Below are 25,692 nucleotides of genomic sequence, written 5' to 3' on the forward strand. Positions count from 1 at the left end.
GCCGTCATCGGCGTCGTACACGGAGGCGCCCGCCGGCCGCCCCAGGTCCCGGGGCGGCCGATCGCCGGTCTCCCGATCGTCGCCGGGCCGCCGGGTCTCCCCGGCGGCGGTCAGGAGACGCCGGCCTCGCGCATGTCGCGGACCTCGCGCTTGAGCTCCTTGATCTCGTCTCGGAGCCGGGCGGCGACCTCGAACTGCAGGTCGGCTGCGGCCTGGTGCATCTGCTCGGTGAGCGAGGCGACCAGCTCCTCCAGCTGGGCCCGGGGCATCTCCCCGGCGATGGCCTTGGCGTGCTGGCTGGCGGCCTTGGACGCGAAGCCGGGGACCGGCGCCTTGCCGCGCGACTGCTGGCGGCCGTTGCCGCCGAGGAGCTGCTCGGTGTCGGCGTCCTCGCGGTTGAGCGAGTCGAGGATGTCGGCGATCTTCTTGCGGAGCGGCTGCGGGTCGATGCCGCGGGCCTCGTTGTAGGCGACCTGCTTGGCCCGGCGGCGGTTGGTCTCCTCGATCGCCCGCTCCATGGAGGGGGTGATCCGGTCGGCGTACATGTGCACCTGGCCGGAGACGTTCCGGGCGGCACGGCCGATCGTCTGGATCAGGGAGGTCTCCGAGCGCAGGAACCCCTCCTTGTCGGCGTCGAGGATGGCCACCAGCGACACCTCGGGCAGGTCGAGGCCCTCGCGCAGGAGGTTGATGCCGACCAGCACGTCGAACTCGCCGGAGCGCAGCTCGCGGAGCAGCTCGATGCGGCGCAGGGTGTCGACCTCGCTGTGGAGGTAGCGGACCCGGATGCCGAGCTCCAGGAGATAGTCGGTGAGGTCCTCGGCCATCTTCTTGGTCAGCGTGGTGACGAGGGTCCGCTCGTCCTTCTCGGCGCGGATCCTGATCTCGTGGACGAGGTCGTCGATCTGCGACGTCGTGGGCTTGACGATCACCTCGGGGTCGACCAGGCCGGTCGGCCGGATGACCTGCTCGACCACGTCGCCGCCGGAGCGACCCAGCTCGTAGGAGCCGGGGGTGGCCGAGAGGTAGACGGTCTGGCCGATCCGCTCCAGGAACTCCTCCCACTTCAGCGGGCGGTTGTCCATCGCGGACGGCAGCCGGAAGCCGTGCTCGACGAGCGTGCGCTTGCGGGAGGCGTCGCCCTCGTACATCGCGCCGATCTGCGGGACGGTCTGGTGCGACTCGTCCAGCACGAGGAGGAAGTCCTCGGGGAAGTAGTCGAGCAGGGTGTTGGGGGCGCTGCCGGGGGCGCGGCCGTCCATGTGGCGCGAGTAGTTCTCCACGCCGGAGCAGGTGCCGATCTGGCGCAGCATCTCCAGGTCGTAGGTGGTGCGCATGCGCAGCCGCTGGGCCTCCAGGAGCTTGCCCTGGCGCTCCATCCTCTCCAGCGTCTCGGCCAGCTCGGCCTCGATGCCGTTGACGGCCTTCTCCATCCGCTCGGGGCCCGCGACGTAGTGGGAGGCGGGGAAGATGTAGACCTCGTCGTCGTCGGTGATCACCTCGCCGGTCAGCGGGTGCATCGTGGAGAGCTTCTCGATCTCGTCGCCGAACATCTCGATGCGCACGGCGAGCTCTTCGTACTTGGGGATGATCTCGATGGTGTCGCCGCGGACCCGGAAGGTGCCCCGGGTGAAGGCCAGGTCGTTGCGGGTGTACTGCATGTCGACCAGGCGGCGCAGCAGGCGGTCGCGCTCGATCTCCTGGCCCGTCTGGAGACGGACCATGCGGTCGACGTACTCCTGCGGGGTGCCCAGGCCGTAGATGCACGACACCGACGCCACCACGATCGTGTCGCGGCGGGTCAGCAGCGAGTTGGTCGCGGAGTGGCGCAGCCGCTCGACCTCGTCGTTGATCGAGGAGTCCTTCTCGATGTAGGTGTCGCTCTGCGGGACGTACGCCTCGGGCTGGTAGTAGTCGTAGTACGAGACGAAGTATTCGACCGCGTTGTTCGGCATCATCTCGCGCAGTTCGTTGGCGAACTGCGCGGCGAGCGTCTTGTTGGGCTGGATGACCAGGGTCGGCCGCTGCAGCCGCTCGATCAGCCAGGCGATCGTGGCGGTCTTGCCGGTGCCGGTGGCGCCCAGCAGGACGGTGTCCTTCTCCTCCGCCCGCACGCGCCGCTCCAGCTCGGCGATCGCTGCGGGCTGGTCGCCCGACGGGGTCATCTCGGTGACCACCTGGAAGGGCGCCACCTTGCGCTGCAAATCAGTTACCGGCCTCACTCCACCCACTGTAGGCGGGCCCACCGACATTTCCGTCCGGCCGTACGGCCGGCCTCGCTCCCCGGCGTTCTCCTCCACGGCACGGGGGGATCCCGGCGCGCGGGCGGAACGAGCGCAATCCGTCCGGCCGTACGGGCACCTTCGGCCCGCCGGGCACGTTGGGCGTAAAGAAGGTGTAAAGAAAACGTCCGGACGGGCGGGGGCGAGGGACGGGGGCGCGGGGTCGGCGGGTGGCCTCCGGGGTGGGCCGGGCGGCTTCGATCCGGTTCAATCCGGCGGCAAGCCGACGTCAAGCCCGGTGGACTTCACTTCCGGGTACGGCCTCGCCATCCGGCTTCCCCGGCTCAATGCGCCGGACAAAAGCTCGCGAAGACTGATATATCGGACTATCTAGTACGACTACCTCCCGGAGGTCAGATGTCCCGGTCACAACAGGTCATGCGGACCGCCACGGCGGCCGCCCAGGCGATAGGACAGGGAGGCGACCCACGCCAGATGGCCGGCCAGGCCGTGGGCCGGCTCGCGGGCCGGTTCACCGGCCAGGGGCCCGGCGAGCAGGGCTTCGCGCTCGACCCGTCCGACTTCGCCGCGGCCCGCGACCAGGACATCTCCACGGGGACGGTCATCGAGGCCCGCAGCGCCTCACTGACAGAGGCCGGTGAGATCCTCGGCCGGAGCTTCGCCGCGGCGGGACCGGACGGCCGGCCGGCCCACGTGATCTCGCCGGTGGTGATCCCCAAGGGGACGACGGCGCGGGTGGTCATTCCGCTGGTGGTCCTGGCCGTCCTCGGCCTGGCCGGGCTGGTGGCCACCGGGCTGCCGGACGGCGCACGGGTGCTGTTCGGCCTGCACTACTGGCTGGTCCTGGTGCTGGCCGCCGCGTTCCTGTGGTGGCGGCGCAGCGTGGTCATGGTCCCCGAGGGCGCCAAGGCGCTGATCACCAAGTTCGGCAAGCTCGTGCAGATCGCCGAGCCGGGCCGGGTGACGCTGTTCAACCCGTGGAAGCGGGTCAGCTACATCGTCAACACCACCCGCGAGTACCCCTTCAACGCGCCCATCAGCGAGGCCCCGACGCAGCAGGGCGTCAAGGCGAGCGTCGACCTGTTCCTGCAGTTCCGCATCGAGGACCCGGCCGAGTTCATCTTCGTCCTCGGCTCGGTCAGCGGCTTCCAGGCCAAGCTGCAGAACGCCATCAGCGAGGTCACCCGCTCCCTCATCTACTCCCAGCGCGCCGAGGAGATCTACGACCTGGTCGGCGAGAGCACCCTGGGCATGCTGGACACCCTCAACCAGCAGTTCCTGCCCGCCGTACGGCTCACCGACGTGAACATCACGCACGCCGAGCCGACGAGCCAGGAATACCGGATGGACCTCGCCGCCCCCGAGATGATCAGGGTGGCCAAGGAGGCCTACACCTACGAGTACGAGCTGCAGCTGCGCAAGGAGCAGAACGAGGGCGACATCGTCAGGGAGCTCGCCGGGCTGCAGGAGCAGCTGTCGGCGATCCAGGCCGAGATCGCCGGCTACCAGGCCCGGATGGACACCGCGCTGGAGCGCGCCTCCTACCAGGCCAAGGCGCAGGCGGGCCAGCGGCTGGTGGAGGCGGAGTCCACCGCCAAGGCCAACGCGGCGCTGCTGGAGGCGCAGGCGCTGGACATCCGGGCGCTGAGCGCGGCCCAGGCGCCGGAGATCCTGGACTACCGGTTCCAGCAGGACCTGCTCGACAAGCTGGAGGCCGTGGCGGCGCACCTGCCCCGGATGGTGCAGGTGGGCGAGCGGCCCGACATCGACCTGCTGGCCCTGGCCAGGCAGCTCGTCGGCAGCCGCGAGACGCAGCTGTTCTCCGAGGAGGACATGGCGGCCATCAGGGCGCGCGTCACCGAGATCGGCAGGAGGGTCGAGGAGCGCGGCTCGGAGATCGCCGCGCTGCTGAACCCGGCCTCGGAGGCCGGCGGCGCCGGTGCGGGCGGAACGACCGGCGGAATCGGTACGGCGGGACCGACCGGCGGGACACCACAGACACCGCAGCCGGTACAGACGGCGCGGCCTGAGCAGGCGGAACCGCCGGGGCGGGCGCTCCGGGCGGCCGGGGCGCAGGACGGGCCGGCGGCCCGGGAAGGTGAGGACGTGCGATGAGCGCCGAGTTCTCCAAGATCAAGGAATCCCTGGCCTCCTGGTCGGAGATCCGCCAGCTGCTGCGCGGCGGCGAGTCCGGCCGGCTGGTCCCGGTGGTCATCCCCAAGGACCGCCGCGGTTTCGCCTGGCTGACGCTGCTGTTCGCCGCCCTCTACCTCGCCGGCACGGCGGTGCTCGCCGACGGGGTGATCTCCTTCCTGGCCGCGGTGGGCGCGGTGGTCCTGCTGCTGGTCACGCTGGTGTGGGTGTGGCGGCGGGCGATCATCGAGATCGAGGAGGGCACCACCGGCGTGCGCAGCCGCTGGGGCGCGGTCACCGGCACCCTGCCCCCGGGCCGCCACTACCTGTGGCTGCCGTGGGACCGGGTGGACGCGGTGGTGGACACCTCCACCGAGATCCCCTACTCGGCGCCGATCGTGGCCTGCCCGACCGCGGAGAACGTGCCGCTGAAGTCGATCGAGTTCTTCCTGAAGTTCCGCATCGTCGACCCGGTGGCCTTCGTCCGGACGATCGGGGCGAGCAACTTCGACCTGGTGCTGAGCAGCGCCGTACAGGACGCCATCCGTCAGCGCAGCCGCAGGGTGCACACCGAGCGCGCCTACGACCTGCGCGGGTCCGACGTCGGTGACATGCAGGAGCTGCTGACCCGTCAGCTCGGCCGGTACGGCGTGCGGATCACCGGCGCCAACATCCCCGACGTGCAGCTGCCCGACGCCTACCAGCAGCACTTGGCCACCCGCGAGAAGGTCGCCAAGGAGCTGTCGGCGTTCGAGCGGGAGTGGGAGCTCACCCGCAAGCGGCGGATCGACACGCTGCTGATGGAGATCGAGCGCGCCAAGAAGACGCGGGACGCGCGGATCGTGGAGGTGCGGGCCGCCGCCAACACCGCCCGCAAGGACGTCGCCCGCATGCTGGAGGAGCACGAGACCGAGGCGCAGCGGGTGCGCTGGGAGATCGAGGCCAAGGGGCGGGCCGAGCTCACCTCCGCCGAGAACGAGGCCCGAGGGCTGCGCAGGCTGGCCGACTCCTACCGCGACAACCGGGCCGTGCTCCAGTACGAGCTGGCCCGCCGCCGCCTCGACGTGGGGGCCAGGCTCGCCGAGAGCGCCCCGCGTCCCCTGGTGGTCCGAACCGACGGCACGTCCGGCGAGTCGTCGGCGCTGTCCACGATGCTCCTGGCCCAGCTCCTGCCGCGGCTCGGTGGCATCGGCGACGGCGGCGGCGCGAACGGAAACGGGAACGGGAACGGCGCGGACGGCCAGGCCTGGCCGTCCGGCCGGCCCGGCTGAGCCCGTCCCGGCAGGCCCGGCCCGGCCGGACCCCGCCCCGGCCCGGCCGGGATCAGCCGGGGCGTCCGGCCCCTCGCCCGTCCCGGCCATACGCCTCCCGGCCAGGCGTGTTCCCCCCGCACCCATCCCGACCACGCGCCCGAACGGGCGCTTCCCATCTCAGATCAGACACCAACCGGGGAGTCCCCATGGTTTTCCGCAAGCTGATGGCCGCGTTCGGCGCGGGCGTCGAAGTCGACACGATCCTGCAGAACTCCCACGTCCGTCCCGGTGAGGTCCTGCGCGGGCGGGTCGACTTCCGCGGCGGCGGCTCCGACCACCAGGTCGAGGGCATCTTCATCGACTTCACCGCGGTCGTCGAGGTCGAGAGCGGCGACAATGAGCACCACGCGACCTACAGCTTCCTGCGCGAGCAGGTGGCCGGGCCGTTCCAGCTCGCGGCGGGCGCGTCCCACTCGGCGCCGTTCGAGATCGCCGTCCCGTGGGAGACCCCGATCAGCGCCGTCGGCGGCCACCCGCTGCGCGGCATGCGGCTCGGCGTGGCCACCGAGCTGGCCCTGGCCGGAGCGCTCGACAAGGGCGACCTCGACCCGCTGTTCGTCAACCCGCTGCCCGCCCAGGACAACGTGCTCGGCGCGCTGAGCCGGATGGGCTTCCACTTCAAGAAGGCCGACCTGGAGCGCGGCACGCTGCGCGGCTCGCGGATGCCGTTCTTCCAGGAGATCGAGTACCACGCGGGCCACGAGTACGGCCGGCACTTCAGCGAGCTGGAGCTGACGTTCATCACCGGGCCGCACTCGATGGACGTCATCCTGGAGGCCGACAGGCGCGGCGGGTTCCTGTCGTCCGGCGGCGACACCTACGACCGGTTCACGGTCCGCCACGGCGACCATCCGGGCCAGGTGGAGCAGTCGCTGCGCGCGGGGCTGGAGGCGATGGCCCGCAGGCGCGGCTGGTTCTGACCGCCCACACCGGCTACGGCCCGAGGCTCCGGGAGGGGCGCGAGGCAGGCCGTTCCGATCGCGCGGCCCGCGTGTCCGGGATTCCGCGCCTCACCAGGTCATCGGCTCCGGTGGGGCTTTTCGATGGCGGGGCCCGTGGCGCGAACCGCTCACAGTGATCTGCCACATTCCAAAAGGTGCCGGACATTCACCAGGTGTCCGGCACCTTTCGGCAAGGAGATCCTGTGACACACCGAGATCGCTTCGAGGCGGTCTATGACGCGTACCACCCGGCGATACATCAGTACGCCGCCCGTCGTATCCGCTCCCCCGACGACACGGCCGACGTCATCTCCGAGACGTTCCTCACCGCCTGGCGGCGTATCGATGACGTTCCCGAAGGTGAGGAGGCGCCCGCGGTGGCAGGCCGGTGCCCTCGGGCTCGCGGCGGCCGCGGCCGCCGCGGTGGTCCTCCTCGGCCAGGCCGTCCCCGCCTCCTCGCCCTCTCCTGCGGTCACCGGTGTCACCGCCCTGCAGGGAACGTCGATTCTGCTGGCCGCCGCCGCCAAGGCCCAAGCCGCCCCGGAAGGGGCCTACTGGCGCCTTCGGGAGCTATACGTGGGGTCGGCGGGGCCGTACGGCGAAAGCGGCGACGCCTACCGGCTCAAAACCACCTACCTCTCGGAGGATTGGGTGGCCAAGGACGGCCGCAGATGGATGGGCCGCAGGCAGCTGGCCGCCACCCCTCTCGACACGGAGGCGTGGCGCAGGGACGGCTCGCCGGCCGAATGGGAGATGGGACCGGATGGCGGCGTCTACTCCACCTCGCCCGGCGAGGGCACGCTCACCCCGCTCAAGGGACGGCGGAAGCTCTACTGGAGTGCCCTGCCCCTGACGCTGAAGGAGATCGAGGCGCTTCCCGCGGATCCCGAGGCGCTGAAGAAGCGAGCCGCCGACGCGATCCGCAGTGATCAGGACTTCGCCGGTTCGGTGGAGGACGGCCTGCCCTCCGTCCTGGCCGAACTCCTGTATCACCTGCCCGTCTCCCCGCAGGTGCGCGGTGCCGCCTACCAGGCGCTGGCGACACTGCCCGCGGTGCGGATCGAAGGCCGGGCCACCGACCCGCAGGGGCGGCCGGGGGTCGCCGTGACCTTCCCGATCCGGGAGGGCCTGCCCTCCCGGAATAAATTGATCATCGATCCCGGCACCTCCAAGGTGCTGACCGCCGAAGACACCGGAGTGCCGCGGAAGGGTGACCGGGCCACCGTGGTGCTGGAGTCCGGCTGGACCGACGCCGAACCGTCCCCGCCCTCGACCGGCTGAGGTCCGGCCCGGTGAGGGGCGTGGGACCGGCCGGGCACCGGTCTCACGCCGACCGTCCCGGATGCGTCCGCTCTCGGCGAGGGTCGTAGGCGGTTGGGCGCCGGTCAGGCCGGAGCGGGGGCCGATGTCCGGCCGGAGCCGGGGGTTCCGCACCGTTCCGTGCCCGGAGGGCGGCGGGATACGGTCCTGCTATGACGACAGAGGCATCGGCCGCGCGGAGCGGTGAACCGGGCGAGACCGCGGAGCGGGGCGAGGACCGCGCCGTCGCGCCGCCGGATCTGGAGCACGCCCGCCGGGTCGCCGTCGACGCCGCGGGGGCGGCCGGCCGGCTGATCACCGAGGGCACCCAGGCGGCCCTCGTGGTCAATCCCAAGGGAGACGACGGCGATGTGGTCACCGACCTGGACCTGGTGTCGGAGAGGCTGCTGATCGGCCGGGTCCTTTCGGCGTTCCCCGGGCACGCGGTGATCTCAGAGGAGGCAGGCGCGCTGGGTGAGGCCGGGTCGGAGTGGACGTGGGTCATCGACCCGCTCGACGGCACCAACAACGTGGCGATCGGCCTGCCGCTGTACGCGGTGGGCCTGGCTCTGTGCCGCGGCGGGCGTCCCGAGCTGGGGGTCGTGCACGAGCCGGTGACCGGCCGTACCTGGTCGGCCGTGCGGGGCCGGGGCGCGGTCGGCCCGGCGGGCCCGCTGGCGGCTCCGCCTTACCGGCCCGGTCGTTCCGGTCCAGTGCTGGCCTGGATCCAGGGGTACGGCGTGCGCCGCGGCGACCCCGTGGCCACGGCGCTGAAGGCGGCGCTCGATCTGCGCGCCCGCCGGGTACTGCGGCTGTGGGCCCCGCTGCTCGCCTGGGCGATGCTGGCCCGGGGGGACATCGACGGCATCGTCGGCCACCGGACCGGGGTCGTCGACCTGCCGGGCGGCCTGCTGATCGCTCAGGAGGCCGGGGCGGTGGTCAGCGGCTTCGACGGCGCACCGTTCGACCGCGTTCCACTGGACGGGAGCGTATGTGACTTCGTCGCCGGGCGGGCCGGACTGCAGGAGGAACTGCTGGAGGAGGTCGGGGCCGTCCCCGGGGTCACGTCCTGACCGTCCGGAGGAAACCAGGAACGAGCCTGAACGCCGTGAGTGCCGCGGCGGCCGCGGTCCCGATCGTGGTCCGTCACCGGGGGCGGTTCGCGGGAGGCAGGCGGTTCGCGGGCGTCAGGCGGTGAGCAGGAGCGCGGCCACGGCGGCGGCCACCCCGGTCACCGCCAGTCCGGCCCCGGCCAGCACGAACGTCAGCGGTGGCACCCGCACCGCGCGGCGGCGGCACCACTCGAACCACAGCAGGGTGGCCAGCGACGCCCAGGGGGTGATCAGCGGCCCGACGTCGGCGCCGATGAGCAGGGCGAGGAGCCGGTCGCGGTCGCCCGCCGGGATGACCTTCTCCACCGCGGTGTAGGCGGGCAGGTTGTTGATCAGGTTGGCCAGCCCGCCGCCGGTGGCCGCCGCCCGGTAGGCGCCGGCGGCGTCGCCCGCCGTACCGGTCAGCGCGCCCATCAGGCCGGCCAGGCCGTACCGGCTCAGGGTGGGCACCACCAGGAACAGGCCGGTGACGAAGACCAGGAGCTGCCAGGGGAACAGGGCGAAGGTGAGCTTGGAGCGGTCGCGCCAGGCGAAGGCGGCGACCATCAGCACCGCCGCGGAGAGGGAGACGAGCTGGATCGGCAGTTCCAGCAGAAGCGCGGCGATGAACAGCGCGCACACCGTGGCCGCGATGCGGAACAGCAGCGGGTCGGCGACCGGGACGGGGCCGGGCGGGACGTAGCGGTCGGCGCCGCGGCGGCCGCGCCGCCAGAAGAACACCCACAGGAAGACCATGGTGACCGCGATCGAGACGGCCTGCGGCAGCCAGAGCCGCCCGGCGAACTCCTTGGTGGACATGCCCAGGCGATCCATGGCGAGAAGGTTCGTGAGGTTCGACACCGGCAGCAGCAGGCTCGCGGTGTTGGCCAGCCAGACGGTGGTCATGGCCAGTGGCAGCGCGGCGATGCCGCTCCTGGCCGCCAGGGCGAGCATGACGGGTGTGAGCAGCACGGCGGTCGTGTCGAGGTTGAGGAACATGGTGACCAGGGCGGCGAAGGCGGTGCACAGCAGGAACAGCGCCGCGTGGTTCCCGCGCCCGGCCGCCGCCAGTCTCGCCGCGATCACGTCGAAGACCTGGGCCTCCTTGACGAGCTCGGCCATCACGATCACCGCGCCGAGGAACAGCAGGACGGGTGCGATCCGCGTCAGCTCGGCCCGGGCGTCCCCGGCGGGCAGCAGGCCGGTCAGGACGGACAGGAGGCCCAGCGCCAGCAGGCCGATCCGAATCCGGTCCAGAACACTCAGTCTCCGCAGCACGGCGGCCACGATCCACGAAGTGGGCCGAGATCACACTTCGCCCCTGGCCCGGGGGCCGGGTGAAGGCGGAATGACACCGGCTGATCACACACGGACCTGTTCTTCCCGGCCACCGGTCCCCGGCGATCGGCTCCGCTCATCTCGGACGCACGCCCCGGCCGGAGCGGGCCGACAGCTCGGCCCACACCTCTTCGGCTCTGGCCTGCAGCTCTTCCAGCGTCCCGTCGTTCGGCACGACGATGTCGGCGATCTTCAGCCGGTCCTCGCGGGTCGCCTGGGCGGCGATGCGGGCCCGCGCGTCCCGCTCGGTCATGCCACGGAGCTCCAGCAGGCGGGCGAGACGCACATCGTCGGCGGCGTCCACCACGATGACCACGTCGTACATGGGGGCGAGGCCGTTCTCCGCCAGCAGCGGGACGTCGTAGACCACGATCGCCTCCTCCGCCGCCCGGTCCTGCAGCTCGGCGACGCGCGCGCCGACCAGCGGGTGCACGATGCCGTTGAGGGCGGCCAGCCTCCCTGAGTCGGAGAAGACGATGGAGCCGAGCCTCTCCCGATCGAGGGCGCCGTCCCGGCGGAGGATCTCCGTTCCGAAGACCTCGACGATCCGGGCGAGTCCCTCCGTGCCGGGCTCGACCACCTCCCGGGCGATCCGGTCGGCGTCGATCACCACGGCGCCCAGGGCCGCCAGCCGCCGCGCCACCTCGCTCTTGCCGGATCCGATCCCACCGGTGAGTCCCACCTTCAGCATGATCCGCAGCATACGCGGTACGGCCCGCCCGCCAGGACTCCGGTCCGGCGCCTCAGAGCTCGCGGCGCATGTGGACCAGGGTCAGGTGGTCGCTCATCCGCTCCCTGCCGGTCTCGCGGTAGCCGTGGCGGCGGTAGAGCCGCAGGTTGCCCTCGGACAGGTGCCCGGTGAACAGGTCGAACGCCAGGGCGGAAGAGGCGTCGCCGTGGAGCGCGGCGAGCAGGGACCCTCCGACGCCGCGCCTCTGGACGTCGGGGGCGACCACGAGGCGGCCGACCAGGCAGGTGGTGCCGGACATCCTCCCGCGGACCGCGCCGACGATCCTGCGCTCCCGGCGGGCGACGAGGACGACACCGGTCTCGACGGCCACGCGGACCTGCTCGGCCGACTCCACCAGCGGCGGGATGAACGGATCGCCGTAGAGCTGGGCCTCGCTGACGTAGGCGGCGCGCTGCACGGTCAGGATCTCTCCGGCGTCCCCGGGCCCGGCCCGTTCGATCACGGTCACGGCCGCCACCCTACGGCACCGCGTACCGTACGGCGGGCACGGGCCTCCCCCGGTCCGGAACGGGATCAGGCGGCCGGAACGTGAAAAAGGACCCCGCCGAAGCGGGGTCCTTCCTCACATCACTCGCTCAGGGCGTGCGCCCCGCGGGACCGGTGTCAGCTCTGACCGCCGGCGAGCTTCTCGCGCAGAGCGGCGAGAGCCTCGTCGGAGGCGAGAGCGCCGGCCGCCGGAGCGGAGGAGCTGCTGCTGCTGCCGCCGCCCGAACCGGCGGACTGGGTCTCACCGGTGTAGGTCGTCGGAGCGGCCTCGGCCTCGGCGTCGGCCTTGCGAGCCTCTTCGATCTGGCGCTTGTGCGCCTCGAAGCGGTTCTGGGCCTCGGCGTACTGCCGCTCCCACTCCTCGCGCTGCTTGTCGTAGCCCTCGAGCCACTCGCCGGTCTCGGAGTCGAAGCCCTCGGGGTAGATGTAGTTGCCCTGGTCGTCGTAGGTCGCCGCCATGCCGTACAGCGTGGGGTCGAACTCGACGTCGGCGCCCATCGCGGACTCGTTCGCCTGCTTGAGCGACAGGGAGATCCGGCGACGGTCGAGGTCGATGTCGATGATCTTGACGAAGATCTCCTCGCCGACCGTGACGACCTGCTCGGGGATCTCGACGTGACGCTCGGCCAGCTCGGAGATGTGGACGAGGCCCTCGATGCCCTCCTCCACCCGGACGAACGCACCGAACGGCACCAGCTTGGTGACCCGGCCGGGAACGACCTGGCCGATCTGGTGGGTCCGGGCGAACTGCTGCCAGGGGTCCTCCTGCGTCGCCTTGAGCGACAGGGAGACCCGCTCGCGCTCCATGTCGACGTCGAGGACCTCGACGGTGACCTCCTGGCCGACCTCGACGACCTCGGAGGGGTGGTCGATGTGCTTCCAGGACAGCTCCGAGACGTGCACCAGACCGTCGACGCCGCCGAGGTCGACGAACGCACCGAAGTTGACGATCGAGGAGACGACGCCCTTGCGGACCTGACCCTTCTGCAGGGTGTTGAGGAACGTCTGGCGAACCTCGGACTGGGTCTGCTCCAGCCAGGCGCGGCGGGACAGGACCACGTTGTTGCGGTTCTTGTCGAGCTCGATGATCTTCGCCTCGAGCTCGCGACCGACATACGGCTGCAGGTCGCGGACACGGCGCATCTCGACCAGGGACGCCGGCAGGAAGCCACGGAGGCCGATGTCGAGGATGAGACCACCCTTGACGACCTCGATGACGGTGCCGGTGACGATGCCGTCCTCGTCCTTGATCTTCTCGATCGTGCCCCAGGCCCGCTCGTACTGAGCGCGCTTCTTGGACAGGATCAGACGGCCTTCCTTGTCCTCCTTCTGGAGGACGAGCGCCTCGACGTGCTCGCCAACCTCGACGACATCCGCCGGATCGACATCATGCTTGATCGAGAGCTCACGCGAGGGGATGACGCCCTCGGTCTTGTAGCCGATGTCGAGCAAAACTTCGTCTCGATCGACCTTGACGACGGTGCCCTCGACGATGTCGCCGTCGTTGAAGTACTTGATGGTCAGGTCGATCGCTGCGAGGAACTCTTCCTCGGACCCGATGTCGTTGACCGCTACCTGCGGGGTGCTCGAGGTGGCCTCAGTGCTGCTCGTCATGTGTGGAAGTGCTCCGAACGCGGACAGATGTCGATGTGGCGAACACGCAGCAGGCCTCTTATCGATCGGCCGAACTGGCGTCGGTCTGATCGAGCGCGAGCCCACTCGGTCCGAGACACGCACGAGCCCACAGCGCAGCGATCAGCATATGAGACCAGACGAGCCCGGTCAATCCGGGGGCACGACACGCCGGGGGTCAGGACCGGAAATCAGCTGATCCGGACCGTGATCGGGCTCGCTCAGTAGACGATCACCCGCCCCCTGTTCGGAGAACTGATCTTACCGCGAAGTCCCTTGGGAACGGAGATGCGGGCCGGATCGCCGTCGGCGGTGTAGCGCCGCCCGGGGTGGTCGTGCAACCACTCCAGCCAGTACTGCGAGCACCATCGACGACATTCGCCTTTTTTGCCGTTGCTTTGGATCCGCTGGATGGCCCGCCGGTCGTAGCCCTTGGTGAACGGCGACTCCGACGGCTGCGCCCCGGCCAGGAAGACGCCCTTGAACCGGTATTCGACGCCGTCCCACTTGCCGGACTGCACGAGGGACCTCTTGCGCGGCATCGCGCCGTAGGGCAGCGCCATCGTCTCCGACGGCCCCGCGCCGAGCCGGCCGAGCAGCCGCTCGGTCCGCGCGAGCTGCTCGGCGATCTTCTTCTTCGGCATGGCGGGCAGGTAGGGGTGGCGCCAGGTGTGGTTGGCGACCTCGAACCCGTGGGAGGTCAGCCAGCCCACCGCGCGCTTCTGGTCCTTCTCCGCGCGCAGCCCGAACGGCTCGCGGTTGACCCAGAAGGTCGCCACCGGGCGGAAGCCGGGGTGCCTCCTGGCGACGTCGTAGATGACCCCGACCGCGGTGTCCTTGGCCGGCATGCCGGAGCCGTCCAGCGCGAAGTGGCTGGCGTGGCCGTCGTCGAAGGTCAGCACGACCGGGTGCTTGCCGGCCGGGATGTCCATCCGTCCGGCGACGAACTCGCGCGCGGTGACCGGCACGTAGTCGTCGGCGGCGAGCCTCTCCAGCTCCTTGCGCAGCTGGGCGGGCGTGCGGTCGATGGAGGCGGCGCGCTTGGCGACGATCCGGTGGTACATCAGCACCGGGACCATCCCGGCCTCGTTCGCCCCGACCTGCCGGGCGAACTCCGGGGTGGCCGGGACGGGCGGCGGCAGCTCCACCGACGGCAGGGCGGACTCCGCGGAGCTCGCGGAGCCCGGGGGCCCCGAGGGGCCGGGCGTGGCGGACGGCGAATCCGCGGCCCGGCCCCTCGTCCAGTCGGCGACCGGGGTGGGCGCCGGGGGCAGCACCAGGAGCACCACCACCGCGACGGCCACCACCAGCACGTTCACCAACATGATGATCTGTGCGAACGGCGTCAGACTCCGCACGAAACCCCCGTGACGTCGAAGATGTCGGCTCGACGACCCACCCTAGAGCAGATCCGGACGGGCCGGGCGGGCCGGACGATCCTCGCAGCCGGGGCCCGGCGCGCTGAACGGCGATCGGCTCCGCTTCACGGCCCGGGCCGTCCTCGCGGCCGGGGCTCAGTGGCCGGGGCTCAGTGGCCGGGGCTCAGTGGCCGGGGCTCAGTGGCCGGGGCTCAGTGGCCGGCGTCCTCCCAGGTGCGCCCGACGCCCACCGAGACCTCCAGCGGCACCCGCAGGGAGTAGGCGGCGTTCATCCGGCCGACGACCAGCTCGCGCAGCGTGTCGAGCTCTCCGGGGGCCACCTCGAACACGAGCTCGTCGTGGACCTGGAGCAGCATCCGCGACCGCAGCCCGGCCTCCTCGACCGCGCGGTGCACGCCCAGCATGGCGACCTTGATGATGTCGGCCGCCGACCCCTGGATCGGGGCGTTGAGCGCCATCCGCTCGGCCATCTCGCGACGCTGGCGGTTGTCACTGTTGAGGTCGGGGAGGTAGCGGCGGCGGCCCAGGATGGTCTCGGTGTAGCCGTCGTGCCGGGCCTGCGCGACGATCGCGTTGAGGAAGTCGCGGACGCCGCCGAACTCCTGGAAGTACTCCTCCTTCAGGCCCCTGGCCTCGGCCACCGGGATGTTCAGCTGCGCCGACAGCCCGTAGTCGGACAGGCCGTAGGCCAGGCCGTAGTTCATCGCCTTGATCTTGGCGCGCATCTCCCCGTTGACCTCGCCGGGGGCGATGTCGAACACCCGCGCGGCGGTGGCCTGGTGGAAGTCGTGGCCCGACTCGAAGGCCGCGATCAGCGACTCGTCGCCGGACAGGTGCGCCATGATCCGCAGCTCGATCTGGCTGTAGTCGGCCGTCAGCAGCGTCTCGTAGCCGGAGCCGACCACGAAGCCCTGCCGGATCCGGCGGCCCTCCACGGTGCGGATCGGGATGTTCTGCAGGTTGGGCTTCTCGGAGCTGAGCCGCCCGGTGGCCGCGACGATCTGGTTGAAGGTGGTGTGGATCCGCCCGTCATCGGCCACCTCCTTGATCAGCCCCTCGACGGTGACCTTGAGCTTGGCCTGGTCGCGGTGGCGGAGCATGATCGTCGGCAGCTCGTGCTCGGTCTGGGTGGCCAGCCAGGCCAGCGCGTCGGCGTCGGTGGTGTAGCCCGTCTTGGTCTTCTTCGTCTTGGGCAGCCCGAGCCTGACGAACAGGATCTCCTGCAGCTGCTTGGGCGAGCCGAGGTTGAACTGCTCGCCGACGCAGGCGTGCGCCGCCTCCACGGCCTGCTTGACCGCGGCGCCGAACTCGGCCTCCAACCGGCCGAGGTGGGCGCCGTCCGCGGCGATCCCGGCCCGCTCCATCTCGGCCAGCACGCCCACCAGCGGCAGCTCCACGTCGCGCAGCAGGCCGGCGCCGCCGCGCGTCTCCAGGAACGCCTCCAGCGCGTCGGCCAGCTCGGCGACGGCCAGCGCCCGCAGGCCCAGGTCGCGGGCGGCCTCCTCCTCCTGGTCGTCGAACAGGCTCGCCTGGCCGCCGTCGTCGGCCTGGCCGCGCAGCTCCCGGTGGAGGTAGGAGCGCGCCAGGTCCTCCAGCGGGAAGGCCCGCTGGCCCGGCATGGCGAGGTAGGCCGCCAGCGCCGTGTCGCACGTCAGGCCGCGCAGCTCCATCCCCTGCGCCCACAGCGCCAGCATGGGCCCCTTGGCGTCGTGGACGGCCTTGGCCGCCGACTCGTCGGCCAGCCACGCCCGCAGCGCCGCCTCGTCGGCCTCGGTGAGCGCCGCCGGATCGACGAAGGCCGCGCGGCCCGGCGCGCCGTCGCCCGGAACGGCGATCGCGACGCCGTCCAGGCGGCCGGTGCCCTTGGCGTAGGAGCCGGTGAAGGCCAGGCCCGCGCGGTGACCCGGGCCGGCGGGCAGCCCCGCGAGCCAGGCGGCGACCTCGTCGGGGCCGAGCCGTACGACGTCGGCCTCGAACGCCTCGCCGCCCGCGGTCTCGGCCTCGGCCGCGCCGAGCGTCTTGAACAGCCGGTCGCGGATCTCGCCGCGGAACTCCAGCGTGTCGAGGATCTTGTCGATCTCCTCGCGGTCCCACCGGCCGATCGTCAGCGCCCCGACCTCGTGCTCCAGCGGCACGTCGCGCAGCAGCTGGGTGAGACGGCGGTTGAGCAGCACCTGGTCGAGGTGGGCCCGCAGCTTCTCGCCGACCTTGCCGCCGACCTCGTCGACCCGGTTCACCAGCTCCTCCAGCGACCCGAACTCGCGGATCCACTTGGCGGCGGTCTTCTCCCCCACGCCCGGGATGTTGGGGAGGTTGTCGCTGTTGTCGCCGCGGATCGCGGCGAAGTCGGGGTACTGGACCGGGGTGAGGCCGTACTTCTCCTCGACGACCTCGGGCGTGAACCTCGTCATGTTGCTGATCCCGACCCGGGTCATCAGCACCGTGATCCGGTCGTCGACGAGCTGCAGCGCGTCACGGTCGCCGGTGACGACCAGCACGCTCATCCCCTGGTCGGCGGCGCGGACGGCGAGCGTGGCGATCAGGTCGTCGGCCTCGTATCCCGGCAGCGACAGGTGCGGGATCCGCAGCGCGTCGAGCATCTCGTGGATCAGGCTCATCTGACTGCGGAAACTGTCGGGGCTCGCGCTGCGGTTGGCCTTGTAGGGGGTGTACTCCTCGTGCCGGAACGTCGGCTCCGACCGGTCGAAGCAGACCGCCACGTGCGTGGGCTGCTCGTCACGGAGCACGTTGACCAGCATCGACGTGAAACCGTAGACCGCGTTGGTCGTCTGCCCGGTCGTCGTGGAGAAGTTCTCCTCCGGCAGGGCGTAGAACGCCCGGTAGGCCAGGGAGTGACCGTCCAGCAGCAGCAGACACGGACGAGAGGGGGTCGCTTCGTTCTTCGGCACACCAGAAGCCTAGTCTCCTGGTGCGACAGAAAACCGGAGCCGGCACGACAGGAGACATCCCCTTGACCCTGACAGACCCCGAGGAGATCGCCCGCCGCCTGCGGGAGCAGCTCGGCGCGAACCACGCAGGCACCCTGGTCGACCGGATGGGCATCGAGATCACCGAGGCCGGCCCGGACCGGGTGATCGGGCGGATGCCGGTCGAGGGCAACGTCCAGCCGTACGGCCTGCTGCACGGCGGCGCCTCCTGCGTGCTGGCCGAGACCCTCGGCTCGACCGGGGCGGCGCTGTTCGCCGGGCCCGGCCGGTACGCGGTGGGCGTGGAGATCAACGCCTCCCACCACCGCTCGGCCACCTCCGGCCACGTCACCGGTGTCGCCACCCGGATCCACGGCGGCCGCACGCTGGCCACCTACGACATCCGGATCACCGACGAGCAGGACCGCCTGGTGTGCACCTCACGCCTGACCTGCGTGCTGCGCGACCGCTGACGACCGCTGATCCCATACGGCCTCCGCGCCGCCCCCCCATACGGCCTCCGCGCCGTCCCCGGTACGGCCTCCGCCTCGTTCCAGGCCGGGAGACCGCCGATCCTTTACGTTGCGAGGCCGGATCCGGGCCGCACGTCTTTGCACTATCGGCACATGGGTCGCTACGGTGGGTGACAGCGGTGCCCGCGGGGAGGCCGAGTAGAAAACGCGCAGGGTCGGGGAAGCTCTGCACGGCGCCAAAGGCCTCCCCCGGGCCCCGGGAACGGCCCGCGGCCCGCACCCCGGGGTGCGGGCCGCGAGAGATCCCTCAGACGTCGGTGTGGGTCGGGTCCAGCACCCGCCGCAGGAACGACTTGGTGCGCTCCTGCTGCGGATCGCCGATCACCTGGGCGGCCGGGCCGTCCTCGACGATCACGCCGCCGTCCATGAAGACCACCCGGTCGGCGACGTCGCGGGCGAACGCCATCTCGTGGGTGACCACGAGCATCGTCATCCCCTCCTCGGCCAGCTTGCGCATGACCGTCAGCACGTCCCCCACCAGCTCGGGGTCCAGCGCCGAGGTGGGCTCGTCGAAGAGCATCAGCGCCGGGTCCATGGCCAGCGCCCGGGCGATGGCCACCCGCTGCTGCTGGCCGCCGGACAACTGCGCCGGGTAGGCGTCGCACTTCTCGGCGATGCCGACCTTCTCCAGGTTCTCCCGGGCGACCCGCTCGGCCTCGGCCCTGCCGCGCTTGAGCACCCGCCGCTGGGCGATCATCACGTTCTGCAGCGCCGTCATGTGCGGGAACAGGTTGAACTGCTGGAAGACCATGCCGACCCGGCGCCGGGCCGCGTCGAGGTCGACGTCGGGGTCGGTCATCTCGATGCCCTCCAGGACCACCCGGCCGGAGGTGGGCTGCTCCAGGAGGTTCACGCACCGCAGCAGCGTCGACTTGCCCGACCCGGAGGGGCCGATGACGCAGACGACCTGGCCGGGCTCGACGGAGAAGTCGATGCCCTTGAGGACCTCAAGGCTGCCGAACGACTTGTGCAGGTCGCGGATCTCGACCGCGTGCTCCATCCCGCTCACCGTCCCTTCATCTGACGATGCTCCAGCCGCGAGGCGAGGTAGCCCAGCGGGATGGTGACCAGGAGGTACGTGATGCCGACCACCAGGATGGGGGTGGCGTTGGCGTAGGTGGAGGCCGTGTCGTTCCCGAACTTCGTCAGCTCGACGTACTCGCCGGACACGCCGAGGAACAGCACCAGCGAGGAGTCCTTGAGCAGGGACACGAACTGGTTGGTCGTCGGCGGGATCACGATCCGCACGGCCTGCGGGATGACGATGCTGACCATGGCCCTGGCGTGCGACATGCCCAGCGAGCGGGCCGCCTCCATCTGCCCCCTGGGTACGGCCTGCAGGCCCGCCCGGAGCGTCTCGGCCATGTACGCCGAGCCGACGATCGTCAGGCCCAGGATGCCCTGGCCGTAGGTGCCGCCCGGGACCTCGAAGCCCGGCAGCGCCAGCGGCAGGAACAGGATGAGCAGGAAGATCAGCAGTGCGGGCAGCCCACGGAAGATCTCGATGTAGGCGACGGCGATCCACCGGTAGGGGCGCACCGACGACATCCGCATCAGGGCGAACACCAGGCCCAGCAGGAAGGCGAAGACGAAGCCGCCCACCGAGTAGATGATCGTGTTCTTCAGCGCGACCGTGAACAGGTCCGGGAACATCTCCCGGGCGACCTCGCCCTTGGCGAAGTTCTGGCCGAGCGGACCCCACTCGATGCGCAGCGCGAGGAAGACCACCAGGGCCACCAGCACGACGTACTGGACGGCCCGGCTGATCCGTTGCTTCTTACGGGGGCTGAGGCCCGTCCGGCCGGAGGGGGTTCCGGCCGGAGGGGGCGGCTCAGCCGTGGTGAGATGGTCGGTCATGGATCAGCCGAGCTCTCCGGGCTTCTTGCCGAACCACTTCATGAAGATCTGGTCGTAGGTGCCGTCCGACTTGGCGGTGGCGATCGCCTCGTTGATGGTCTTCAGCAGGGTCGGGTCGGCGCCCTTCTTCAGGCCGATGCCGTACTGCTCGCCGGTGTCCAGGCTGGCGACCAGCTCGAACTTGTCGGCGATCTCCGGCTTCTTCAGCCAGGTCAGCACGACCGGCAGGTCCTGGACGATCACATCGACCTGGCCCGACTGCAGGCCCAGCAGCTCCTTGGGCGAGTCGGCGAACTCCTTGGGGTCGAGGCCCTGCTTCTTGACGTAGTCGAGGCCCGTGGTGGACGCCTGCGCGCCGAGCCGCAGGTTCTTGGCCTTGACCTCCTCCAGCGTCTTGGCGCCGGCGCCCTTCTTGGCGAGCAGCGCCTGGGTGGCGTCGAAGTAGGGCTCGGAGAAGTCGATGTTGGCCTTGCGCTCCGGCGTGATCGTCATGCCGGCCGCTGCCGCGTCGCACTTGCCGGTCGCCATCGCCGCGCCGCTCTTGATGACGGCGAAGTCGATGTCCACGATGTCCTGGGTCAGGCCGAGCTTCTTGGCCGCCAGGTCCATGATGTCGACGTCGAACCCGACGGTCTTGTCGCCCTGCTTGAACTGGAAGGGCTCATAGGGAAGGTTGGTGCAGACGGTCAGCTTGCCGGGCTTGACCACCTTGACGCCGCCGCCCGCGGCGGACGCGTTCGACGAGGCGCCCCCGCTCGACGCGGTGGTGTCGCCACCGTCACTCCCACAGGCCGACAGGCCGAGCGCGCCGGCGACGACCATGGCGCCCACCGCCAGCGTCCGACGGCGGAGAACAGAACTCAGGCCCACAACGGCCTCCTCACGGATCGATGTCGCATCCTGAAAACACATACCTCAGTGCTGGGAATGCTTTCCCAGCCGCATGGCCATGCAGATCACTGATACGACACAATTCGGACAACAGTCACGCTCGGAGCCGCCTGATCGCCGCCCTGTCCGGACATCGACCCCGGCGCCTCCTTCATCCGATGGCCAACGCCCGGTTTCACGCCGGCCTACGAGGACGGCGACCGGTCAGGCCGCGCCCCAGAACAATGTAAACGAACTATATTCGCACTTCAGAGCGGTGTGTCCCTCTTCACACACCTCCACCGGGCGGACCGATCGGCGGACGCGGGCCGGGACCCACGACCCCGCCGCCGCTCTCCGCGCCCGCGCCAGACGCATTGATCTCCGCGACCGCCTCGGTTACGTTGCCCGATGTGCGCAACCCCCCAACCGCGTTCACCGGTGCCGCGCTGGCCGTGCTCCTGCTCTCCGGCTGCTCCACGACCGACACGGCCGCCCCGGCGGCGACCGCCGCCCGAAGCGCCTCCCCCGCGCCCGCCTACGACCTGCCGCCCCGCCACGTACGGCCGGGCGAACGGGCCGTGCACGCCGCCCCGGTCACCGACGGCGACACCCGCTTCCAGGTCATCGGCCTGCAGACCGGCCTCGCCGGCTTCGTCGGCAGCCACGGCGAGTGGCAGGCCAAGGGCCAATACGTGGTCGTGCGGATCGTCGCCGAGAACCCCGGCCGCACCAACTCCCGGTTCGACGCCAAACGCCAGCGGCTCCTCACCGCGGACGGCGCCGCCCACACCGTCGACGCCTTCGCCCAGGCCATCAAACGCCAGCCCGACACCCTGCCCCTCGGCGCCGAGGTCAGGATCGAGATGGACCTCTGGTTCGACATCCCCAAGGACGACCGGGTCACCGGCATCCGCCTGTACGGCGACCCGCCGCTCGGCGTGGGCGGCACCACCGAGGGCGCCGAGGTGCCGCTCCGCTGAACCCCGGAAGACCTCCGGGGTTCAGCGAGCCACGGCCGGGCCCGCACCGCGGGCCCGGCGGGACGTCACGCCTCCGGCGCGTCGCGCCGCTCCCCGGGCACGACCGGCTCCCCGGACGTCCGCTCGGGCACGGCCCGCTCCTCCGCCGCCGGCTCCCCGGACACGACCGGCTCCTCCGCCGCGTCGTGCCCCAGACCGCCACCGAGGTAGGCGGCCTGCACCGCCGGGTCGTTCAGCAGATCGGCCGCGGGCGCGCTCTTGACCACCTTTCCGGTCTCCAGCACATACGCCCGGTGCGCCAGCTTCAGCGCCTGCTGGGCGTTCTGCTCCACCAGCAGCACCGTGGTGCCCCGGCGGTTGATCTCCTCGATGATGGAGAAGATCTGCTGGACCATCAGCGGCGCCAGGCCCATCGACGGCTCGTCCAGCAGCAGCACCTTCGGCTTGGCCATCAGCGCGCGGCCGATCGCGAGCATCTGCTGCTCACCGCCGGACATCGTGCCCGCCATCTGGTTGCGGCGCTCCGCCAGCCGGGTGAACAGCTCGTAGACCTCCTTCAGGTCCGCGGAGAAGTCACCCGAGCGGGTGTAGGCGCCCATCAGCAGGTTGTCGTGCACCGTCATGCCGGGGAAGACGCCGCGGCCCTCGGGGGCCTGCCCCAGGCCCGCCGCGACCCGCTTGTGGCCCGGCATCCTGGAGATGTCCTTGCCGTCGAAGACGACGCTGCCCGACGTCAGGCCCCGCAGGCCCGAGATCGTCTTCAGGGTCGTGGTCTTGCCCGCCCCGTTCGCCCCGATGAGCGTGACGATCTCGCCCTCGTTCACCTCGACCGAGATGCCCTTGAGGGCCTCGATCTTGCCGTAGTGGACGTGGATGTCCTTGACTTCAAGAAGCATCTGCGGGAGCCCCCAAATACGCCTCGACGACCCGAGGGTCGTTCCGCACCTCATCCGGCAGCCCGTCGGCGATCTTCTGGCCGAAGTCCAGCACCGCGATGCGGTCGCTGATGCCCATGATGAGGCTCATGTCGTGCTCGATGATCAGAATCGTCCGGCCGGCGTCCCGGATGTCCCGGATCAGCTGCTGCAACGCGATCTTCTCCGCCGGGTTCATGCCCGCGGCCGGCTCGTCCAGCAGCAGCAGCTTCGGGTCCGTCGCCAGCGCGCGGGCGATCTCCAGCCGCCGCTGGTCACCGTAGGGCAGGTTCTTGGCGTAGTCGTGCGCCCGATGGGAGACCCCGACGAAGTCGAGCAGCTCCATCGCCAGCGCCCGGCCCTCCCGCTCGGCCTGCCGGTGCCACGGCAGGCCCAGCGCCACACTGACCATGCCCGCGCGGTGGTGGACGTCGGAGCCCACCATCACGTTCTCCAGCGCCGTCATGTTGTGGAACAGGCGGATGTTCTGGAACGTCCGGGCGACCCCACGCTTCGTGATCTTGAAGCGCTTGAGGCCGCTGATCCTCTCACCCCCGAACAGCACCTGACCCTCCGTGGGCCGGTACACCCCGGTCACCACGTTGAAGACCGTCGTCTTGCCCGCGCCGTTCGGGCCGATCAGGGCGAAGATCTCCCCCTCACCGACCGTCAGGTTCACGTCCTTCAGCGCCGTGACGCCGCCGAACCGCATCGTCAGGCCCCGCAGCTCCAGCAGCGCGCGACGGCCCTCCCGGCCCGCCTCCGCGTTCGCCCCAGTGCTCACCTCGGTGCTCACCTGGAGGCCACCTCCTCACCATGCGACTCCGGCCCGGGCACCTCGGCGCCGAGCGTCCCCATCCCGCCGGAGCCCTCCTTCAGCTCCGCCTTACGCTGCCGGGACGGCAGCAGCCCCTCCGGACGGAAGATCATCAATGCCACGAGCACCGCACCGAAGATCAGCATGCGGTAGTCCTTCAGCTCCCGGAAACGCTCCGGCAGCCACGCCACCACGAACGCCCCCAGCATCACGCCCGGCAGGTTGCCCGCGCCGCCCATGACCACCGCCGCCAGAATCGTCGCCGACAGCAGGAACAGGAAGTCGTTCGGGTTCAGCGACACCGACTTCGCCGCCCACAGCACACCCATCGCACCGCCGATCGACGCGCCGATCGCGAACGCCAGCATCTTGAACCGGAACGTCGGCACGCCCATCACCTCGGCCGCGTCCTCGTCCTCACGGATCGCCGCCCACGCACGCCCGACCCGGCTCTTCTCCCACCGCTTCACCAGGATGATCACGACGACCGCCAGCGCCACCAGCAGGTAGTAGTACGGCCTCGGGTCCAGCACGCCGTACTTGAAGACCTTGACGCCGAACAGCTCGAAGGTGTCGCTGAGGTTCGGCGGATGCGGGATGCCGCTGATGCCCGTCGGGCCACCGATCGAATCGGTGTTACGGGCCGTGATCCGGATGATCTCACCGAAGCCCAGCGTGACGATCGCCAGATAGTCACCCCGCAGCCGCAGCGTCGGAGCGCCCAGCGTGACGCCCGACAGGGCACAGATCCCGATGCCCACCACCAGGATCACCCAGAAGTCCCAGCCCATCCTGGTGCCCAGCAACGCCATCGCGTAGCCGCCCACCGCGTAGAACGCGACGAAACCCAGGTCCAGCAGGCCCGCCTGGCCCACCACCACGTTCAGGCCGATCGCCAGCACCACGTACGTGCCGATCGGGAAGAACAGGATCGTCGCCCAGTCCGTGCCGGGCGACATGAACGCGCCGATGCTCTCCGACGGCAGCAGCACCGCGGCGACGATCAGCAGCAGATACACGATCCACCGCTGCCAGCCCGGCGCCCGCAGCCAGCGGTCGTGCACGACGTCACCGAAATGGCTCAACTGATGGCGGAAACCCGCCGAGGAAGTCTGCTTGTTCATGCGCGCGCCTGCTGGAGTGATTCACCGAGGATTCCGGTGGGACGGAACATCAGGACCAGGATCAGGATCGTGAAGGAGATCACGTGCTTCCAGTCGGAACCGACGAGGATCGCACCGTAGTTCTCCACCAGACCCAGCACGATCCCGCCGACCAGCGCACCACGCAGGTTGCCGATACCTCCCAGCACCGCCGCGGTGAACGCCTTGATACCGAAAAGGAACCCGATGTAGTAATTCGTGTTCTCATACGAGATCAAATACAGCGCGCCGGCCACACCCGCCATCGCGCCGCCGATCAGGAACGTCATCCGGACGACGTTGTTGATGTCCACCCCCATCAGGGTGGCCGCCTCCGGATTCTGCGCGGTCGCACGGATACCACGGCCGATCTTCGTCCGGTTCACCAGCGAGTCCAGCGCGACCATCATGGCGACCGCCGCGACGATCACCACCACCTGGTCCACCCGCACCGTGTGACCCGCGATCGAGAAAAGCTCCGACCGCTCCATCAACCGGGGCAGACCCATCTGGATACGGCCCCGCTCCGGACGGTCGAACACCCCTGGAATCACCACCAGGGCGAACAGCTCCTGGAGAAAGATCGAAGCACCGATCGCCGAAATGAGCGCCGCCAGCCGCGACGCACCACGCTTACGCAGCGGCTTGTAGGCCACCTGCTCCAGCGCGATCGCCGTACCCGCCGACGCCAGCATGCCCGCCACGATCATCGCCAGGATCACACCCACCAGCGCCACACCCGTGAGCGCCGAGTCGATGCCCAACGTGAACGGGACGAACATCGCACCGAACGTACCGATCATGAACACTTCGGAGTGCGCGAAATTGATCAACCGCAGCACGCCGTACACCATCGTGTAGCCCAGCGCGATCAAAGCATAAATCGAACCGAAGGCCAGACCGTCGATCGACGCCGGCCAGAACTGATTGATGAAGTCACTGAACACTTGGGGGTTACCACTTCCAGCGGGGGTCGCCTGCACTGCCGGTAGCCCACGTCACCGGCCCGGCCCTCGTGAACCCGGCCGGACGCACAAGAGGAG

Annotated in this window: 21 protein-coding genes and 1 pseudogene; 8 read left to right on the forward strand and 14 right to left on the reverse strand. The window is 70.4% G+C overall.

What is annotated here, in order from left to right; all coding sequences use genetic code 11:
• Positions 1-110 precede the first annotated feature (110 nt).
• Positions 111-2,222 carry an excinuclease ABC subunit UvrB gene (gene uvrB, locus ACZ6W9_RS05485; RefSeq protein WP_470116777.1) on the reverse strand — a complete coding sequence of 704 codons (2,112 nt, stop codon included), beginning with the start codon at positions 2,220-2,222 and terminating at the stop codon, positions 111-113.
• A 417-nt stretch (positions 2,223-2,639) separates the two neighbouring features.
• Here uvrB and ACZ6W9_RS05490 point away from each other — a divergent pair, with 417 nt between their 5' ends.
• The 6 genes and pseudogenes from ACZ6W9_RS05490 to ACZ6W9_RS05515 all read left to right on the forward strand — a co-directional run bounded on the left by ACZ6W9_RS05490 (position 2,640) and on the right by ACZ6W9_RS05515 (position 9,002).
• On the forward strand, positions 2,640-4,358 hold the full coding sequence (locus ACZ6W9_RS05490; protein ID WP_470116778.1) for an SPFH domain-containing protein: 1,719 nt from the start codon (positions 2,640-2,642) through the stop codon (positions 4,356-4,358).
• Positions 4,355-5,647 carry an SPFH domain-containing protein gene (locus ACZ6W9_RS05495; protein WP_389954463.1) on the forward strand — a complete coding sequence of 431 codons (1,293 nt, stop codon included), beginning with the start codon at positions 4,355-4,357 and terminating at the stop codon, positions 5,645-5,647. The genes ACZ6W9_RS05490 and ACZ6W9_RS05495 overlap by 4 nt, the downstream gene beginning before the upstream one ends.
• A 188-nt stretch (positions 5,648-5,835) precedes the next feature.
• Positions 5,836-6,609 (forward strand): sporulation protein, encoded by a 774-nt coding sequence (locus tag ACZ6W9_RS05500; protein ID WP_389954466.1) that lies wholly within the window; start codon positions 5,836-5,838, stop codon positions 6,607-6,609.
• Positions 6,610-6,833: 224 nt separating this feature from the next.
• Positions 6,834-6,968 (forward strand): annotated as a pseudogene (locus tag ACZ6W9_RS05505) (RNA polymerase sigma factor); the annotation flags it as partial.
• 22 nt (positions 6,969-6,990) lie between these two features.
• Positions 6,991-7,911: a CU044_5270 family protein gene (locus tag ACZ6W9_RS05510; protein WP_389954469.1), complete on the forward strand. Its 921-nt coding sequence runs from the start codon at positions 6,991-6,993 to the stop codon at positions 7,909-7,911.
• Positions 7,912-8,102: 191 nt separating this feature from the next.
• On the forward strand, positions 8,103-9,002 hold the full coding sequence (locus ACZ6W9_RS05515) for an inositol monophosphatase family protein (RefSeq protein WP_389954472.1): 900 nt from the start codon (positions 8,103-8,105) through the stop codon (positions 9,000-9,002).
• Between the two features lie 114 nt (positions 9,003-9,116).
• Here the strand turns inward: ACZ6W9_RS05515 and ACZ6W9_RS05520 are convergent, their stop codons facing one another.
• The 6 genes from ACZ6W9_RS05520 to polA all read right to left on the reverse strand — a co-directional run bounded on the left by ACZ6W9_RS05520 (position 9,117) and on the right by polA (position 17,515).
• Positions 9,117-10,298, reverse strand: coding sequence for an ArsB/NhaD family transporter (locus tag ACZ6W9_RS05520; RefSeq protein ID WP_389954475.1), 1,182 nt, complete (start codon positions 10,296-10,298; stop codon positions 9,117-9,119).
• A gap of 136 nt (positions 10,299-10,434) precedes the next feature.
• Positions 10,435-11,049 (reverse strand): dephospho-CoA kinase, encoded by a 615-nt coding sequence (gene coaE / locus ACZ6W9_RS05525; protein ID WP_389954478.1) that lies wholly within the window; start codon positions 11,047-11,049, stop codon positions 10,435-10,437.
• Positions 11,050-11,101: 52 nt separating this feature from the next.
• Complete coding sequence (locus ACZ6W9_RS05530; protein WP_389954481.1) at positions 11,102-11,557, reverse strand: GNAT family N-acetyltransferase; 456 nt, start codon at positions 11,555-11,557, stop codon at positions 11,102-11,104.
• A gap of 155 nt (positions 11,558-11,712) precedes the next feature.
• The gene (gene rpsA, locus ACZ6W9_RS05535; protein ID WP_389954483.1) at positions 11,713-13,209 is read right to left on the reverse strand and encodes a 30S ribosomal protein S1; all 1,497 of its coding nucleotides are present in this window, start codon (positions 13,207-13,209) and stop codon (positions 11,713-11,715) included.
• A gap of 239 nt (positions 13,210-13,448) precedes the next feature.
• Positions 13,449-14,552 carry a polysaccharide deacetylase family protein gene (locus ACZ6W9_RS05540; RefSeq protein WP_389956255.1) on the reverse strand — a complete coding sequence of 368 codons (1,104 nt, stop codon included), beginning with the start codon at positions 14,550-14,552 and terminating at the stop codon, positions 13,449-13,451.
• Between the two features lie 245 nt (positions 14,553-14,797).
• The gene (gene polA, locus ACZ6W9_RS05545) at positions 14,798-17,515 is read right to left on the reverse strand and encodes a DNA polymerase I (RefSeq protein WP_389954485.1); all 2,718 of its coding nucleotides are present in this window, start codon (positions 17,513-17,515) and stop codon (positions 14,798-14,800) included.
• A gap of 146 nt (positions 17,516-17,661) precedes the next feature.
• Between polA and ACZ6W9_RS05550 the strand changes: the two genes are divergently transcribed.
• Positions 17,662-18,006, forward strand: coding sequence for a PaaI family thioesterase (locus ACZ6W9_RS05550; protein ID WP_389956258.1), 345 nt, complete (start codon positions 17,662-17,664; stop codon positions 18,004-18,006).
• Positions 18,007-18,313: 307 nt separating this feature from the next.
• Here ACZ6W9_RS05550 and ACZ6W9_RS05555 read toward each other — a convergent pair whose 3' ends face one another.
• From ACZ6W9_RS05555 to ACZ6W9_RS05565, 3 genes are read right to left on the reverse strand one after another with little or no spacing between them, the layout of a single operon-like run.
• On the reverse strand, positions 18,314-19,066 hold the full coding sequence (locus ACZ6W9_RS05555; RefSeq protein ID WP_362945374.1) for an amino acid ABC transporter ATP-binding protein: 753 nt from the start codon (positions 19,064-19,066) through the stop codon (positions 18,314-18,316).
• A gap of 5 nt (positions 19,067-19,071) precedes the next feature.
• Positions 19,072-19,923, reverse strand: a complete 852-nt coding sequence (locus tag ACZ6W9_RS05560) for an amino acid ABC transporter permease (protein WP_389954488.1) — start codon at positions 19,921-19,923, stop codon at positions 19,072-19,074.
• Between the two features lie 3 nt (positions 19,924-19,926).
• Positions 19,927-20,793, reverse strand: a complete 867-nt coding sequence (locus tag ACZ6W9_RS05565; protein ID WP_389954491.1) for an ABC transporter substrate-binding protein — start codon at positions 20,791-20,793, stop codon at positions 19,927-19,929.
• Between the two features lie 413 nt (positions 20,794-21,206).
• On the opposite strand from ACZ6W9_RS05565, the gene ACZ6W9_RS05570 reads away from it, so the two are divergent.
• Positions 21,207-21,776, forward strand: coding sequence for a DUF4352 domain-containing protein (locus tag ACZ6W9_RS05570; protein WP_389954494.1), 570 nt, complete (start codon positions 21,207-21,209; stop codon positions 21,774-21,776).
• Positions 21,777-21,841: 65 nt separating this feature from the next.
• Here ACZ6W9_RS05570 and ACZ6W9_RS05575 read toward each other — a convergent pair whose 3' ends face one another.
• The 4 genes from ACZ6W9_RS05575 to ACZ6W9_RS05590 are packed head-to-tail and all read right to left on the reverse strand — an operon-like array spanning position 21,842 to position 25,596.
• The gene (locus ACZ6W9_RS05575; protein WP_389954497.1) at positions 21,842-22,672 is read right to left on the reverse strand and encodes an ABC transporter ATP-binding protein; all 831 of its coding nucleotides are present in this window, start codon (positions 22,670-22,672) and stop codon (positions 21,842-21,844) included.
• Positions 22,662-23,486: an ABC transporter ATP-binding protein gene (locus ACZ6W9_RS05580; protein WP_470116779.1), complete on the reverse strand. Its 825-nt coding sequence runs from the start codon at positions 23,484-23,486 to the stop codon at positions 22,662-22,664. The genes ACZ6W9_RS05575 and ACZ6W9_RS05580 overlap by 11 nt, the downstream gene beginning before the upstream one ends.
• Positions 23,483-24,631, reverse strand: a complete 1,149-nt coding sequence (locus ACZ6W9_RS05585) for a branched-chain amino acid ABC transporter permease (protein WP_362943442.1) — start codon at positions 24,629-24,631, stop codon at positions 23,483-23,485. Before ACZ6W9_RS05585 ends, ACZ6W9_RS05580 begins: the two co-directional genes overlap by 4 nt.
• Positions 24,628-25,596, reverse strand: a complete 969-nt coding sequence (locus ACZ6W9_RS05590; protein ID WP_389954501.1) for a branched-chain amino acid ABC transporter permease — start codon at positions 25,594-25,596, stop codon at positions 24,628-24,630. The genes ACZ6W9_RS05585 and ACZ6W9_RS05590 overlap by 4 nt, the downstream gene beginning before the upstream one ends.
• Between the last annotated feature and the right edge of the window lie 96 nt (positions 25,597-25,692).

The sequence above is a fragment of the Streptosporangium sp. NPDC053982 genome (assembly GCF_055585205.1).